Source organism: Agrobacterium sp. 22-223-1 (genome assembly GCF_053522385.1).
Window position 1 is genome coordinate 321,641 of record NZ_JBNWCN010000002.1, and the last position, 16,160, is coordinate 337,800.

13 protein-coding genes are annotated in these 16,160 nt (G+C 60.5%); 1 reads left to right on the top strand and 12 read right to left on the bottom strand.

Annotation, left to right across the window (positions count from 1 at the left end):
* Nucleotides 1-10 precede the first annotated feature (10 nt).
* From ACQZ60_RS13590 to ACQZ60_RS13640, 11 genes are all read right to left on the bottom strand, one after another.
* Nucleotides 11-904, bottom strand: a complete 894-nt coding sequence (locus ACQZ60_RS13590) for a PCC domain-containing protein (protein ID WP_448735433.1) — start codon at nucleotides 902-904, stop codon at nucleotides 11-13.
* Nucleotides 901-1,680 carry an SDR family NAD(P)-dependent oxidoreductase gene (locus ACQZ60_RS13595; RefSeq protein ID WP_448735434.1) on the bottom strand — a complete coding sequence of 260 codons (780 nt, stop codon included), beginning with the start codon at nucleotides 1,678-1,680 and terminating at the stop codon, nucleotides 901-903. The genes ACQZ60_RS13590 and ACQZ60_RS13595 overlap by 4 nt, the downstream gene beginning before the upstream one ends.
* A 31-nt stretch (nucleotides 1,681-1,711) precedes the next feature.
* The gene (locus tag ACQZ60_RS13600) at nucleotides 1,712-3,352 is read right to left on the bottom strand and encodes an acyl-CoA synthetase (protein ID WP_448735435.1); all 1,641 of its coding nucleotides are present in this window, start codon (nucleotides 3,350-3,352) and stop codon (nucleotides 1,712-1,714) included.
* Complete coding sequence (locus ACQZ60_RS13605) at nucleotides 3,349-4,518, bottom strand: acetyl-CoA acetyltransferase (protein WP_020812232.1); 1,170 nt, start codon at nucleotides 4,516-4,518, stop codon at nucleotides 3,349-3,351. The genes ACQZ60_RS13600 and ACQZ60_RS13605 overlap by 4 nt, the downstream gene beginning before the upstream one ends.
* A complete protein-coding gene (locus ACQZ60_RS13610; RefSeq protein ID WP_020812231.1) occupies nucleotides 4,515-5,372 on the bottom strand; it encodes an IclR family transcriptional regulator in 858 nt (285 codons plus the stop codon). Before ACQZ60_RS13610 ends, ACQZ60_RS13605 begins: the two co-directional genes overlap by 4 nt.
* A gap of 1 nt (nucleotide 5,373) precedes the next feature.
* Nucleotides 5,374-6,177, bottom strand: coding sequence for an SDR family NAD(P)-dependent oxidoreductase (locus tag ACQZ60_RS13615; RefSeq protein ID WP_448735436.1), 804 nt, complete (start codon nucleotides 6,175-6,177; stop codon nucleotides 5,374-5,376).
* A 76-nt stretch (nucleotides 6,178-6,253) separates the two neighbouring features.
* The gene (locus tag ACQZ60_RS13620; RefSeq protein ID WP_448735437.1) at nucleotides 6,254-7,264 is read right to left on the bottom strand and encodes a TRAP transporter substrate-binding protein; all 1,011 of its coding nucleotides are present in this window, start codon (nucleotides 7,262-7,264) and stop codon (nucleotides 6,254-6,256) included.
* A gap of 66 nt (nucleotides 7,265-7,330) precedes the next feature.
* Complete coding sequence (locus ACQZ60_RS13625; RefSeq protein WP_269828951.1) at nucleotides 7,331-9,208, bottom strand: TRAP transporter large permease; 1,878 nt, start codon at nucleotides 9,206-9,208, stop codon at nucleotides 7,331-7,333.
* 681 nt (nucleotides 9,209-9,889) lie between these two features.
* A complete protein-coding gene (locus ACQZ60_RS13630; protein ID WP_003523197.1) occupies nucleotides 9,890-10,915 on the bottom strand; it encodes a class I fructose-bisphosphate aldolase in 1,026 nt (341 codons plus the stop codon).
* A gap of 191 nt (nucleotides 10,916-11,106) precedes the next feature.
* Nucleotides 11,107-12,309, bottom strand: a complete 1,203-nt coding sequence (locus tag ACQZ60_RS13635) for a phosphoglycerate kinase (RefSeq protein WP_020812228.1) — start codon at nucleotides 12,307-12,309, stop codon at nucleotides 11,107-11,109.
* 74 nt (nucleotides 12,310-12,383) lie between these two features.
* Entirely contained in the window at nucleotides 12,384-14,243 is a 1,860-nt protein-coding gene (locus ACQZ60_RS13640) for a potassium/proton antiporter (RefSeq protein WP_448735438.1), read from the bottom strand.
* A gap of 409 nt (nucleotides 14,244-14,652) precedes the next feature.
* Here ACQZ60_RS13640 and ACQZ60_RS13645 point away from each other — a divergent pair, with 409 nt between their 5' ends.
* Nucleotides 14,653-14,895 carry a hypothetical protein gene (locus ACQZ60_RS13645; RefSeq protein ID WP_020812226.1) on the top strand — a complete coding sequence of 81 codons (243 nt, stop codon included), beginning with the start codon at nucleotides 14,653-14,655 and terminating at the stop codon, nucleotides 14,893-14,895.
* Between the two features lie 194 nt (nucleotides 14,896-15,089).
* Here ACQZ60_RS13645 and gap read toward each other — a convergent pair whose 3' ends face one another.
* Nucleotides 15,090-16,100 carry a type I glyceraldehyde-3-phosphate dehydrogenase gene (gene gap, locus ACQZ60_RS13650; protein WP_003506200.1) on the bottom strand — a complete coding sequence of 337 codons (1,011 nt, stop codon included), beginning with the start codon at nucleotides 16,098-16,100 and terminating at the stop codon, nucleotides 15,090-15,092.
* Nucleotides 16,101-16,160: the final 60 nt, after the last annotated feature.

Genomic DNA, 16,160 nt, shown 5'->3' on the forward strand with positions numbered 1-16,160 from the left:
ACGGCGCAACTCATGCGGCCGCCCCCTGTCTTTCGGTCAGAAGCAGCTCGAAAGTGACGCAGACCGGGTTTTTGCCGCGCACCAGCCGCCCGCCGCTAATCTGCGTGGTAAGATCGACCATCGCAATATCCAGCATTGCCCGTTCGCCACCCGTGGCGGAGGGGTGGATGCGGCCATTGCGGATGAGGATTTCGCTGGCATAGGCGGTGAGGCTTGTTCCGTCTTCATAATCCGCACCGATCAGGCTGCCGATACCATTGACCTCGGCCTCCCGCAGGTCGAATTGTCTGCAGGCGGCTTCAAGCGCCGTGCAGATATCGGTATTGGGCCGCACGGTGCACAACAGCGCCCGGAGCCCTGCATCTTTCCGGTTGCGCGGCTGCGTGATGGGCGTGAAGAGGGGGAAATTGGTTTCCTCATCCTTTTGCACGTCCAGAATGGCGCCATCCAGCGCCAGCGCCTCGAGCGGCGTTTCCCCGGCAAATTCGGACTCCAAAGGCAGCAGGTGGCCCATGGATAGAACGCCTTCGGCACTTTTCCACGAACCATGGCAGTGCAGGAACGGCTGACCGTCGCGCCGCCCCATATGCAGGCCGGCATCGATGATCGTGCCCCCCGGCATGGAGAATGTTTCGCTATACCAGGCGGCATGGGCGTCATTGGGTGCGGCTGCGGGCATCACATAGTGCAACCGCTTCATCGGCACATTTTTCAGTCTGACATAACCGCCATCGAAACCCTGTTCGACAAAGGCCTCTGCAATCGCCTGGTTGACGCAGACACCGGGTCTGGCATTCAGCGTGACCGGATGGGCATGGCAGCCGACGACGCGGAAGCGTTCTGGTGTTGCCGGCCCCGGATGGACGATGCTGCGCGGAAGCCCCTCCGGGGGCATTATCGTCATACCGCAAGCCCTGCGGTAATGAAGCCGCCATCCACGGCCAGCACCTGTCCGTTGATGTAGCTCGCATCGTCCGACACAAGGAAAGCCACGGCAGAGGCGATCTCGTCCGTCCTGCCATAGCGGTGCATGGGAACGCGGCTGTGCCACTGGCTGCGAACATTCTCCGTATGAACCGCCTGGGTGAGGGGGGTATCGACGGGGCCGGGCGCAATCGCATTGACGCGAATGCCAGATTGCCCCAGCTCGTTTGCCATAACCATCGTCAGAAGATTGACGCCGCCTTTTGAAGCGCCATAGGCGCTGCGGCCACGGTTGCCGCACATGCCGGAAACAGAGCTGATATTGACGATCGAACCGGAAATTGCGCGGTCCAGCCAGTAACGCGCGGCGGCGCGGGCCACGGCGAAGCTGCCGACGAGATTAACGTCAACGATACGACGGAATTCTTCCACGCTGGTATCGACGGAAAGCTTGTCGATACCGATGCCGGCGCTGTTGACGACGGCCACCAGATCAACGGCATGATCGGCGCCGCCTGCCGTCAAGGCGGCGAAAGCCTCCTCTATCGACGCCTCATCCGCCACGTTGCAGACGATGCCGCGCGAGGCATCGATGCCGAGTTTTTCGCAGGCCGTATCCAGCGCCTCGCGCTTGAGGTCCAAAAGCCATGGCTGCCAGCCGCGCGCCATTAAGAGCTGCGCCGTGGAAAAGCCGATACCCGATGCGCCGCCGGTGATGGCGACAGCGCCTTTCATCTCTCTCGTCTGCTGTGTCATATCGTCTCCTCCCGGTTATGCGTTACGGCCGTCAGCCGGTCAGTTTTTCCTCGAAAACCGGCATCTGGCCGCGCTTTTCCAGCTCCTCGCGGATCATCTTCTTGGTGATCTTGCCATAGGCGGATTTCGGCATGGCATCCCAGAACACAACGGCCTTCGGCAGCTTGTAACGGGCCATCTTGCCGTCGAGATAGGCTTTCAGGTCGATGCCGGCGATATCCGCGCCCTCCCGCGCCACGCAGACGGCGACGCCGACCTCGCCCCAAACCGCATCCGGCACGCCCAGAACCGCTGTCTCGCTGATATCCGGGTGCATGAGGATTTTCTCCTCGATCTCACGCGGATAGATGTTCGAGCCGCCGGAAATATACATGTCGGAGGCGCGGCCGGTGATGTAGACGAAACCGTTCTCATCGCGGTGGCCAAGATCGCCGGTGCGGAACCAGCCGTTGCGGAAGGCTTTGGCATTGGCATCGGGATTATCGTAATAACCCGCGAAAACCGCCGGGCCGATCACGCAGATCTCGCCGGTTTCACCGGCCTGAAGCTCCTCGCCCGCATCGTTCTGGATTTGCACTTCCATGCCGGTGCGATCGAAGCCGCAGGTGCCGACCCGCGCCTCCGGGCCGTCCTCGGCGGCGTGGAAGGAAGGCGGCAGCACGGTGATGTTGCCGGTCACTTCGCCGAGGCCGAAATATTGCACCAGCACAGGGCCGAGCTTGGCGAGCGCCCGTTTCTGATCGGCGCGATACATGGGCGCGCCGGCATAGATGACGTAGCGCAGCGAGGAATGATCGAAACGATCCACGGAAGGGTCTTCGATCAGCATTTTCAGAATGGTCGGCACGGTAAAGGCATTGGTGACGCGCCATTTCTCGATCAGCGCCCATACCGCAGGCACATCGAGTTTTTCCGCAGCCGGAAGCACCGTTTTTGCCCCATGCGCCACCTGCACCAGCTGGTGAATGCCCGCGCCATGCGACAGCGGCGCAACGACGATGGAAGCGTCGCCCGGTCCGGTGCCGGGCATCAGATCGCAAAGATGGTTGGTGATGACGAAGGCCATCTGGCCATGGGTCAGCACCGCCGCCTTGGGCCGACCCGTCGTGCCGGAGGTGAAGAAGAACCAGCAGGGATCGTCCCGATCCACCGCCTGGCTTTTTACTTTCTGGCCCAGATGACGGGCCACGATGGTATCGTAGTCCTCGCCGAATTCGGCCGTGCCAATGGCGATGGTGAAATCGATCGCGGTCGCATCACGGCTCGCCCTTGCATGCTCGGGAAAAGCGCTGGCGCAGATCATGCCGCGTGCGCCGCTGGCTTTTGCGAGATAGGCCACTTCATCGGGCGACTGGCGATAATTGGTCGGCACCCACACTGCGCCCACGCGGAAGCAGGCGAACATGGATTCGAACATCTGGTTGTTGTTGGAAGACTGCACCAGAATGCGGTCACCTTTCCTGACGCCGAATTCCGTTACCAGCGCCTGCGCCATGGCATCGACGCGGGCGTCCATTTCAGCCCATGTCCAGGTCTTCTCACCCCATACGAAGCCGATGTCGGCGGGGTTGCGGCGCGCTGCCTGGGTCAGGAAATGCGAGAGATTCATCACCCGCGTGGTGGAAGGCGCAACTCCGCCGGGAGGATGCTGCACGGCGCTTTGTATCGTCATTTCACGCGCTCCATGATCGAGACATAGTTGGCAACCGCAGTTCCCCCCATGTTGAAAACACCGGCGAGCGAGGCGCCGGGGATCTGCATGTCGCCCGCTTCACCCATCAATTGCATCGCCGCCATGACATGCATGGAGACCCCGGTTGCTCCGACCGGATGCCCCTTGGATTTCAGCCCGCCGGAGGGGTTGATCGGCAGGCGACCGGTTTTCAGGGCCGTGCCTTCGCGCACCACCCGATGACCTTCACCGGGCTTTGCCAATCCCATGGCCTCATATTCGATGAGTTCGGCAATGGTGAAGCAATCATGGGTTTCGACGAAGGAGAGGTCGTCGAGCGTCGCCCCGGCGAGTTCCAGCGAACCTGCCCAGGCGCGGCGCGCGCCCTCGAAGGCCAGCGGATCGCGGCGGCTGAGCGCCAGAATGTCATTGACATGCTTGCGGCCCCTGAAACCGATGGCCCGGTTGAGTGTCGCTGCAGTTTCCTCATCGGCCAGAATGATGGCGGCGGCGCCATCGGAAATCAGCGAGCAGTCGGTGCGGCGCAACGGGCCTGCGACGTATGGGTTCTTCTCCGATACCGTGTTGCAGAAATCGAAGCCGAAATCCTTGCGCATATGGGCATAGGGATTGACCGCGCCATTGGCGTGGTTCTTGGCGGCGATCATCGCCAGTTCTTCCGAGCGATCGCCATAGCGCTGGAAATAGGCCTGTGCTATGCGTCCGAACTGGCCGGCAAAGCCGCCGGAAATATCGGCTTCCTCAGCACGGTAGCAGGCGGATAGCAGGATTTCACCCACCTCGGCGGTTGGCAGCGCCGTCATTTTTTCGGCGCCGACAACGAGCGCGATGCGTCCACGCCCGGCCTCGATGAAATCCATGGCGCTGTAAAGGGCGGCCGATCCCGTCGAGCAGGCATTCTCGAAACGCACGGCGGGCGTATAGGCGAGGCGCTCATCGCCCATGGCCACCAGCGCGCCCTGGAAATCCTGTTTCGAGAAACCGTTATTCATCACGCCGACGAAAATGCCGTCTATATCGCCGACATCGACGCCGGCATGATCGATGGCCGGCGCCACGACCGAAGCCATCAGTTGCTCGGTATTTTCAAGGGCCGATTTGCCGAAAGGCGAATGCGCCCAGCCGACGATCTGCGCTTTGCTCATTTGCTCGTTCTCCTTGTTTGCCGTTTCGCGTCGCCTTCGCCGCGCGTGCGGGCGCGGCTGGCCATCATTTCCGCAATGCGTGTCTCGATGCGGGTCACTTCCTCGCGCAGCACCGCCGCCAGTTCCGGCTGGCGCTCCGGCCGCATGCGGCTGTCGACGGCGGCAATGCTCAACGCCCCCGCCACCGCGCCATCCGGTGTTCGGATGGCAACGCCGATACCCCAGGAATTCGAGAGGATCAGACCCGGATTGAGCGAATAACCATTGGTTCGCGTCAATTCGACATCGCGGCGCAGTCCATCCAGCGTGATGCCGGGATAGTTCGCGGCAATCAGCCCGCTATTGGCGGCAATGACGCTTTCCACCTCGGCATCGGGCAGCGCCGCCAGCATGGCGAGCGATCCCGCGCCAATACCCAGCGGGTGCTCGAAACCGGCCTGAAGCGCGTGGGTGCGCACCGGCCAGGTGCCTTCTTCGCGATAGAGGCACAGTGCAAACGTATCGCGACGCACGGAAAGGAAGCTCGAATCTTCTGTGCGGCGGGAAATGCGCGTCAGACTGTCCTGGGCCATCTGCAGCAAGCCGAAACGGCGCGATGACAGGCTGCCCAGCACATAGGCTTCCTCGCCCAGATAATAACGGCGCGTTTCCTCATCCTGCTCCACCAGGCCTGCGCGGATCAGCGCCAGCAGCAGGCGGCGGGCCGTGGGCTTGTTCAGCCCGCTTTCGGTGACGATGACCGAAAGCGCCACACCGCGTTCGGCATGACGCCCCACCATCGATAGAAGCCCCAGCGCCCGGTCTACCGCGCGCGCGCCTGTCAGGTCGTTTTCCGTCGGGATCATCGTGGCCATATCAGGAAAACGCTCCCACCGCACAGCTTTGCCCGCCATCGACCGGCAGGCAGATGCCGGTGATGAACTTGGCTTCATCGGATGCCAGAAAGACTGCCGCGCGGGCGATATCGAAGGCATCGCCCATGCGGCCGACCGGGACCGCGGCATTGCGCGCTGCCACCATATCCTCGACGGAGGCATATTGATTGCTGATCTGCTTGTAGATCAGCGGCGTGTCGATCATTCCGGGCAGAACGCAATTGGCGCGAATGCCCTGGCGGGCATATTGCATGGCCAGCGCCACGGTTGCCTGGTTTACGGCGGCTTTCATGGCGTAATAGGCAAAATAGGGATAGCCGGTCCAGCGAATGGAGGCGAGCGAGGAGATGTTGACGATGGCCCCGCCGCCCTGCGCCAGCATCACCGGCAGCACGGCCTTTGTGGTGCGATAAACGGAACCGATATTGAGATCGACCGAGGCTCGAAAACGTTCCTCGTCCAGCTCGACCGGGCCGCCCATATGGGTCACGCCGACATTGTTGTGCAGGATATCGATGCCGCCGAAGACCTCGCAGGTCCGCGCAACCGTGGCCGATACGGAATCGAGTTCCGTGACATCGGCAGCAATCGCAATCGCCTCGAAACCTTCGCCGCGAATGATCTGCGCGGTTTCCTCGGCCGCATCAGCGGAGAGGTCGACACAGGCCACGCGTGCGCCTTCGCGGGCAAATTGCACGGCCGCAGCCTTGCCATTGCCGAAACCCGGACCAGATGATCCTGCGCCAAAAACAATGGCGCGTTTTCCCGTCAGGCGACCTGTCAAAACAGTCTCCATTACAATCGTCAGAAATAGTCGGGTCGGCCCCGCCTGACGCGGGGCCAGTTATTCAGCGGACCGATCAGGTCAGGCTGGCGCCAACGGCCTTTTCGAGAATGGCCCAGGCTTCATCGCCATATTTGCCCTTCCATTCGGAATAGAAACCGGCTTCCTTGAGGGTTGCACGGAAGAGTGAGGCGTCGGTGTCGTTGAAGGTCATGCCCTTGGCAATCAGGTCTTCCTTCACCGAGGCATTGAGTTTCGCCACATCGGCCCGCTCGTCCTTGCCGGCCTGATTGAGGTTTTTGGCAACGATGACGCGCAGGTCATCCGGAAGGCGCTCCCAGGCGCGCTTGTTCGCCAGGAACCAGAAGCCGTCCCACATATGGTTGGTGACCGAGCAGAATTTCTGCACTTCGAACAGCTTGGCGGTGGAAATGATCGCCAGCGGGTTTTCCTGGCCATCGACAACGCCGGTCTGCAAGGCGGTGTAAACTTCAGCGAAATTGATCGAGGCTGGGGCCGACTTGAAGGCCTTGAACATCGAAGTCCAGAGCGGGCTTACCGGCACGCGGATCTTGAAGCTTTCGAGATCGGCCGGCGTGGCGATTGGCTTGGACGCGCTGGTGATCTGGCGGAAACCGTTATCCCAGATGGTGTCCATGGCAACGAGGTTCTGCTTGGCGATTTCGCCGCGCACATATTTGCCGAGATCGCCATCCATGGCCGCCCAAACCGAATCGTAGTTCGGGAAGGCGAAGCCGATGCCGCTGATGGATGCATTCGGCACCAGCGTCGACAGGATCAGTGGCGAAAGCGTAAAGAATTCAACGCCGCCCGAGCGTACCTGGCTCAACACATCAGTATCGGCACCCAGCTGGCTGCTGGGGAAGATGTTGATATTCACCTGGCCGTCGGTTTCCTTGGCGATACGGTCAGCCGCTTCCTTGGCGCGGATGTTCATGGGGTGTGCGGCAGGCAGGTTGTTGGCGTATTTATAATTGAATTGCGCAGCGCGGGCGCGCGACACAAAAGCGGTGGCAAGAACGGCAGAGCCGGCGCCGGCCAACACGGTACGTCTATTGATATTCATTGCTTTCTCCTCCCAAAATAAAAGCATGTGTCATTCATCGGCGTGGCGGATGGACCCGCCACGGTCTCAGAGCAGAATTGTCGAGAAGCCCGGAATTGCCGCAATCAGCAGCAGACCGATGACCATGGCTGCAAGATAGGGCCAGATGGCGCCCATGGCCTCATCAGGCGAAACATTGCCTATCTTGCAGGCGATATAGAAACCGATGCCGATGGGCGGCGCCATCAGGCCGATATTCATGGCGACCACCACCACCATCGAATAATGGATGTCGTTGATGCCAAGCGTGCGGGCAATGGGGAACATGATCGGTGCGAGCAATACGATTGCCGGCAGGCCTTCCAGCACGCAGCCGAGGATCATGAAAATCAGGATCGACACGATCATATAGGTCATCCAGCCGCCCGGCAGATCGGTGATCATCGCGGTCAACTGGAAGGCAAAGCCGCTCTGCGTCAACCCCCAGGCCATGGCCGAGGCGCAGCCGAGGATCAGCAGGATCGCCCCGGAAAGGGCGGCCGTCTCCACCAGCATGGAATAAAGCTTTTTGAGGCTGATGCCGCCATAAAGCACCGCACCGATAATCATCGCATAGAGCACGGCAATGGTGGAAACCTCGGTTGCCGTCGCCACGCCGCCGCCGACGAGGCTGCGGATGAGGAAGGGCAGAACCAGCGCCGGTGCGGCAACCAAGGCCGCCTTGCCGACCAGAGGCCATGGGGTGCGTTTTGCGCCTTCCATGTTTTCATGCCGCGCCTTCCAGCGGGCCAGAACGGCCAGTACCAGAAGCAGCACCATGGCGATCATGAAGCCGGAAGTGAACAGGCCGGCAATCGACACGCCCGCCGCCGAACCGAGAACGATCAGCACGATGGAGGGCGGAACCGTATCGGCCATGGCGGCGCCGGTGGCGAGCAGCGCAATCATTTCCTTGGGCTTGTGGCCACGGCGCTTCATTTCCGGAAACAACGCCGGTGCAACCGTCGCCATATCCGAAACCTTGGAGCCGGAAATGCCCGAGACCAGAAACAGCGAGCCGAGCAGCACATAGGACATGCCGGCGCGAATATGGCCGAACATCGAGGATAGCAGCTCGACAATCGCCTTGCCCATGCCGGTGGCATCGAGCACACAGCCCAGCAGCACGAAAACCGGAACCGAGAGCAGAATGATGCCCGACATGCCCTCGTCAATGCGGCCGATCATCACGATGGTCGGAACCCAGGTGGTGAAGGTCAGGTAGGCGAGGGTTCCAAGGCCGAAACAGAAGGCGATCGGTACGCCCAGCACCAGAAACACCGCCACGAACAGGCCGAGGAAGATCGCCAGATTGAAATTACCGAAAGTTTCGAGCGTCGGCGATGCCAGATAGAGCAGGCCGGAGGCGACCGCGACGGTGACAACGGCTGCGATGATGTCCCGCAGATTTTCCCTGCGGAAGAGGTTGTTGAGGACCAGCAGCAGCATTAGACAGGCGCCAACCGGCAGCGCCGCGGCGCGGAAGGACATCGGAATATTCAGCGCCGCCGAGGTGACGACCCATTCCTCGATGGCATATTCTATCGCCGGCTTGATAATCGCCGCAAGAAATGTCGCCACCAGCACCAAAGCGAGCGAATTGACATAGCCCAGAATACGCTGCGGAAACATGTTGAGAAACAGCGTCAGGCGCAGGTGTTCGCTGCGATCGATGGCAATTGCCGCACCCAGCATGGCAAACCAAAGGAAGCTCAACGACGCCGTTTCATCGATCCAGACGATTGGCAAATGCAGGGCATAGCGCGATGTCACGCCCAGCAGAAGCAGGCCGATCATCACCGCCAGCAGCACCGCCGCCACGGCCTCGATGGGTCGCATGAACCACGAGCCTGTTACCGGCCCGGTATGCAAAAGCTCTCCATCGAGTACAAATACGTCGTCATTCGCGTTTGCGGTCATGGTCATCGGGGCCTCCTCTCCCACAGAACAACCTTCGCAACGGACTGCGGCAGACAAAGAGAATTATCCGCGCCGAGGCCAATATCATGACCGACGCATCAGGATATATCTGTCATTGCCAGACCGGCCAGACCCCTCCAAAAGCCTGAAACTAGCGGTATATTGCCTCCACAATATGGACCGTTAAAAAACTATGCATTCGGGATACACAGGAAAAGTGCCAAAATCAACTGTATAAATGCAGTATTGCGCGGTTTTCATCGCATGTTTATAGGTCCACATAGTGGATCTACTGTAATTGATTGAAATTTATCTGTGATGTAACGAGCGCGCAGCAATTTCCGGGGCTTTTCGGAAGCCCGTCGAGACGAAAGCGCTTATGATGCCGGGCGATCCGGATGGTCTGGCGCTATGCGCTGGAGAAGTCGGGGAGGGCATCCACAGTCTATTGCGGCAATGACGGTCATAAAGTCGTCAGGTCGCACGACTTGAGCGGATAAGGCTGCCCATGGTGGACATGCTTCCACGCAGGTAGCGATGCACAATCAAAACGGTTGAGAATTATCAGTCAGGTAAAATGAAAGACGATTGGTCCGGGTGACGGAATACGGATGATGATCTTGCTTTATCAAACGAAGCAGCCGCCCGTTGGGGCGGCTGCTGTTTATCTGATGTTCTCTGTGAGGCTCAGGCTGCCTTTTCGAGTTCCTGTTTCCAGTTGCCCTTGGCGGCGAGGCTGTTCATCGCGGCGCGGTGCGTGAAGGCGCGCTGGCCGGCGGCGACGTTTTCCTGCTTGCCGCCCCATGTCTTGAGGGCCGTATCCTGAAGCGCGCGGCCGTAGGAATAGGTCAGCGACCAGGGCAGGTCGTAGCCGGCATTCATGGCGGAGAGATGGGCGGTCGCCTCTTCGGAGGACTGGCCGCCGGAAAGGAAGGCGATGCCCGGAACGGCGGAAGGCACGGTCGCCTTCAGAACCTTCACGGTCTTTTCGGCCACTTCCTCGACGGAAGCCTTGCGGGCCTTCTTGCCGTCGATGATCATGTTCGGCTTGAGGATCATGCCTTCAAGGTTCACGCGGGCGTCGAACAGGTCCGCAAAGACGGTCTGGAGAACCCACTGCGTGACTTCCGCACAGCGGTCGATGTCATGCGTGCCCGGCTCGCCGTCCATCAGCACTTCCGGCTCCACGATCGGCACGATATCCGCCTGCTGGCAGAGGGCGGCGTAACGGGCGAGCGACTGGGAGTTTGCCTTGATCGAACCCCAGCTCGGACGCTGTTCACCAATGGTGATGACGCCGCGCCATTTGGCGAAACGGGCACCGGCCTCATGATACTTGCGCAGGCGCTCGTAAAGACCGTCGAGGCCTTCGGTGATGAATTCATGCGGATGGAAAGCCATCGGCTTGGCGCCGATATCCACCTTGATACCCGGCAGGCTGCCAGCGGCCTTGATGATATCAACGAAAGGCGTGCCGTCGGCGGCCTTCTGGAAAAGGGTCTCTTCATAAAGGATGACGCCGGAGATGTATTTCTTCATGGCGTCGTCGGAACGGAACAGCATCTCGCGATAATCGCGGCGGGCGGTCTCGGTGGACTCCAGATTGATGCTGTCGAAACGCTTTTTGATCGTTCCTGTGGATTCGTCGGCGGCGAGCAGGCCCTTGCCGTCGGCGACCATTTTGATTGCGATGTCTTCGAGACGTTCGGTCATTTGCTATTCTCCCAAGGCACAATAAATTTCCGATAACAGAAGTTCCAGGGCAGGGAAATGGCACGCTAACTCATTGAAACGATTGAAATGATTTCAATCGTTTGAAAGTTTTCCTCCCGGTGCCGCTTACCAAAAAGCAAGGCCGGACAAGCATGGCTTGTCCGGCCTCGTGTCAGGCAAGTAGGGTGAGTTTACTTGGCGGCGGTCAGGATGGCAACGCCCGGCAATTCCTTGCCTTCCATCCATTCGAGGAAGGCGCCGCCGGCCGTCGAAACATAGGAGAAATCCTCGGAAACGCCGGCGTGGTTGAGCGCGGCAACGGTATCGCCGCCGCCAGCGACGGAGACGAGCTTGCCGGCCTTGGTGCATTCCGCCGCGTGTTTTGCAGCGGCAACGGTCGCCGCGTCGAAGGGCTCGATTTCGAAGGCGCCGAGCGGGCCGTTCCAGACCAGCGTTTCGGCGCGGGAAATCCAGGCCTTGATGCTTTCAACCGATTTTGGGCCGACATCGAGAACCATGGCATCAGTGGGAATGGCGTTGATGTCGACGATTTCATTGGCGGCACCGGCCTTGAATTCGCGAGCGACAACGCCGTCCTCCGGCAGCACGATGGCGCAGCCGGATGTCGCAGCCTCGATCATGATCTGCTTTGCGGTCTCGGCGAGATCATGCTCGCACAGCGATTTGCCGACCTGCGCGCCGCGGGCGGCGAGGAAGGTGTTGGCCATGCCGCCGCCGATGACGAGGGCGTCGACCTTCTTGACGAGGTTCATCAGCAGATCGATCTTGCTCGAAACCTTGGCGCCGCCAACGATGGCGACGACCGGACGAACTGGCTGGCCGAGGCCCTTTTCCAGGGCCTCAAGCTCGGCCTGCATGGTGCGGCCGGCATAGGCGGGCAGGTGGCGTGCAAGGCCTTCGGTGGAAGCGTGGGCGCGGTGGGCGGCGGAGAAGGCGTCGTTCACATAGATATCGCCATTGGCAGCCAGAGCTTCGACGAAGGCCGGATCGTTCTTTTCTTCGCCCTTGTGGAAACGGGTGTTTTCCAGAAGCAGGATATCGCCATCGTTCAGGTTCGCGACGGCATCCGCCGCCGGTGCGCCGATGCAGTCGGCTGCGAAGGAAACGGCGTGATCGAGCACTTCCTCGACGGCAGGCACGATCTGGGAAAGCGACATGTCGGCCACCGGTTCACCCTTCGGACGGCCGAAATGGGCAAGCAGAATGACTTTCGCGCCCTTGGAGGACAGTTCCAGAATGGTCGGCGCAACGCGTTCGATACGGGTTGCGTCCGTCACCTTGCCATCTGCGACCGGCACGTTGAGATCAACGCGGACGAGAACGCGCTTTCCGGCAATGTCGTTGAGGTCGTCGAGGGTCTTGAAAGCGGGCATAGGTCGATCCTGATTTGTTGCGAGTTCGGCACGGACCATACTATGCCTGATTGACGACGCAAGCCGGTCAGGCCTCATTTTCTCTTACTGTATTCGCAGCGGCGGGGGGCGCCTTCTTCAACGCTGGCGGCGCGCGGCTGGCGCTTCTCTGCCAGATGGTTGCGCACACGATTGAGGATTTCCGAAAAGCTGATGAAGATCGGCAGGCTGGTGGCCGGTTCCACCGGTTCGAGGGAGATGCCCACACCGGTTATCGCCTCGTGTTCGTCCAATGTGCGGACGATCAGCACGATGGAGCCGAGGCGCACGCGGTCGGCATAATCGGCCTTTCCGGCAAGACGGGCCTCGATGAGTTCTGCGACGCTCATCGCCTGTTCGGCGGGCGAAAGCAGGCCGGGGCCATAGGCTGCGTCCAGCTCCTTTGCCGGACGGGTGGGCGAGATCGCGAAGGTGCCGAAGAAATCGGCGTCGTCATCGGCAACCGGCAGGGCGCTCGCAAACAGCCGGTCGATAAGGCGGGAATAGCCGGGCGCGATGAAGAGATAGACGAGATCGTTCTCCCGCAGCCGCCCGGCATATTGATAGCGGATCGATTTGCCGTCGCGCACCACCAGCGAGGGCATGGCCCAGCGCGGAATGCGCTCGCCCTGCATGATGGCGCTACCCTTGGCGACCCGGTAGGAGATCAGTTCGTGATTGGCGGTGCCGGGAAGGTCCACCTCCAGCTTGTCCACTTCGCCCATGCGCGGCGGCACGATCAGCCCGAGCCTTGTTGCCACCGGCTTGATGGTCCAGCCCTGCACGAGGAGCGACACCAGCACGATGATGAAGGCGGCGTTGAAATAGATCTGCGCATCGTCAAGTCCGCCGAGAATGGGCATGATGGCGAGCAGGATGGAAACCGCGCCGCGCAGGCCCACCCAGGCGACGAAGGAGGTTTCCTGCTGGGTATAGTTGAAGGGCATCAGGCTCAGCCAGACCGCAAGCGGGCGGGCGACGAAGATCAGGAAAAGCGCGAGCAGCACGGCCGGAATGGCGATTGCCGGAAATTGCGACGGGGTGGCCAGAAGGCCGAGCATCAGGAACATGATGATCTGGGCAAGCCAGGTCAGCCCCTCATGGAAACGGCGGATGGTTTCCTTGGCGAAAATCCGCCGGTTGCCGGCAACGATGCCAGCCACATAGACCGCCAGAAAACCGCTGCCGCCAATTGTGCCGGTGAAGGAAAAGACCAGCAGCGCCAGCGCCAGCACGAAGATTGGCGCAAGCCCGCGGTCGGCGGCGAACCGATTGACGACGGTGGCGATCATGACGCCGCCGAGCAGGCCGAAAATCACGCCAAGGCCCATCTGCTCGATGAAAAGCAGCAGAAAGCCGCTATCGATGCCGGCCAGCCCCTGGCCCTTGGCGATGATTTCGACCAGGGCGATGGTGAGGAAGATCGCCATCGGATCGTTGGTACCGGATTCGACTTCCAGCGTCGAACGCACCTGATCGCGGATATGGATGCCGCCGATGCGCAGCAGGAAGAACACGGCCGCCGCATCCGTGGAAGCGACGATGGCGCCAAGCAGCAGGCCCTCAAGCCACGAAAGCCCGAGCAGCAGGGCCGCCGCGCCCGCAAAAAAGACGGATGTGAGGATGACGCCGACTGTAGCGAGAGCGACGGCGGGTGCCGCCGAAAGCCGGAAGGACTGGATGGACGTGCCGAACCCGGAATCGAAGAGGATGACGGCAAGCACCAGCGAGCCGAGCATATAGGCCAGCGGATTGTTGGTGAATTCGATACCGAGGCCATCCACACCAGCCACAAGGCCGATCATCAGGAAAAGCAGGAGGAGCGGCGCGCCGAAGCGGAAGGCGATGAGGCTGGAAAAGGCGGCGACGAGAACGAGAACAGTTGCGACCAGCAACAGAAGATAAAATGATTCCACGTCCACCGCCTCATTCAAACCGCGTTGACCGCTGCAATGAATGCTCTGCGCGTCTGCAGTCAATGCGCCACGGGTTGCGGTCTGTCAGCGCTGTTTCGGGTGGCGTTGAAAGGCGACGCAAGGCGGGGTGTATCGAATGATACGGCAGGGCCGAAGTGCATTGCGCACGACCGTTAACCCTGTGTTTCTTGTCCGTCCCAAAGTGGACCAGACAAAGGCAGGAAATGGGAATTTTTTCGGCGTGCAGGGAAAACATGCAAGGCCTGGAGAAGCGGCGCATAGCCTGCACAAACAATTCAGCCGCCGGTGTTTCAACGTAACATAGAGACAATGCAGCTGCGTTAGTTCTCGCCTCCGAATTGCTTTTCCCCATGATCGGAGCGATCGGATGAAACGGATATCTACCTTTATGATGCTGCTGGCGGCCGGCCCGATAGTTTCGGGTTGCTCGAGTACGGAGCAGACGGCAGAAAACATGGCCGCGCAACGGGAGCGCTGTCGCGTCTTCGGCTATTACGAAGGCTCGCGGGATTTCGCCGACTGCATGATGAAACTTTCCATGCAGCAAAGCGAATTGAGGCAACAGACTTTCGATACGATCTGGAGCAGTGCCGGGAATTCCGGTCCGGTCATTATCAACAATAGAAAATGACGAATGCGCGCACCTCTTCCGGCTGGTTGAGGGACGGCTTGCATCGTCGCTTGGCCAGTGACGGTTTTCGATCCGAAGCGCCCCGCCTTGCTTCTGGATCAATGCCGGCGGGATCCCTCATTCCCGCCGGCATTTTTAGGCAAACAAAAACCGGCAGGATCGCTCCTGCCGGTTTTTACGAAAGTGATATTTGCTTAGATGGTCTTCGCGAAGGCGACGGCCGTGTCCGACATGCGGTTGGAGAAGCCCCACTCGTTGTCGTACCAGGACAGAACGCGCACGAACTTGCCTTCCATGACCTTGGTCTGGTCGATAGCGAAGATCGAGGAATGGCTGTCGTGGTTGAAGTCGCGGGAAACCAGCGGCTCCTCGGTATAGCCGAGAATGCCCTTCAGCTTGCCATTGGCGGCAGACTTGATCGCCTCGTTGATTTCCTCGACCGTCGTGTCGCGCTTGGCGATGAACTTGAAGTCGACGACCGAAACGTTCGGGGTCGGAACGCGGATCGAGGTGCCGTCCAGCTTGCCCTTGAGGTGCGGCAGAACGAGGCCAACGGCCTTGGCGGCGCCCGTCGAGGTCGGGATCATGGAAAGGGCTGCGGCGCGGGCGCGGTACAGATCCTTGTGCATGGTGTCGAGCGTCGGCTGGTCGCCCGTGTAGGAGTGGATCGTGGTCATGAAGCCATGGTCGATGCCAACGACGTCATCGAGAACCTTCACGACTGGCACGAGGCAGTTGGTGGTGCAGGACGCGTTGGAAATGACCAGATGGTCCTTCGTCAGCTGGTCGTCATTGACGCCGAAGACGACCGTGAGGTCTGCGCCGTCAGCCGGAGCAGACACGATGACGCGCTTTGCGCCGGCCGTCAGGTGAGCGGCAGCCTTGTCGCGGGCGGTGAAGATACCCGTGCATTCCAGCGCGATGTCGACGCCGAGTTCCTTGTGCGGCAGCGTTGCCGGATCGCGAACGGCTGTCACCTTGATCGGCTTGCCGCCGCCAACGATGATCGTGTCGCCTTCGACCTTCACATCGGCCGGGAACTTGCCGTGGATCGAATCGTAGCGCAGCAGGTGTGCGTTGGTCTCAACCGGGCCGAGGTCGTTGATGGCAACGACTTCGATATCGGTGCGGCCGGATTCGACGATGGCACGCAGGACGTTGCGGCCGATGCGGCCGAAGCCGTTAATGGCAACTTTTACAGTCATTTACAGTCTCCCGAACAAGAATGGGCGTGGTCTTTGCTGAATGGTGAGGGCCTGGGAAGC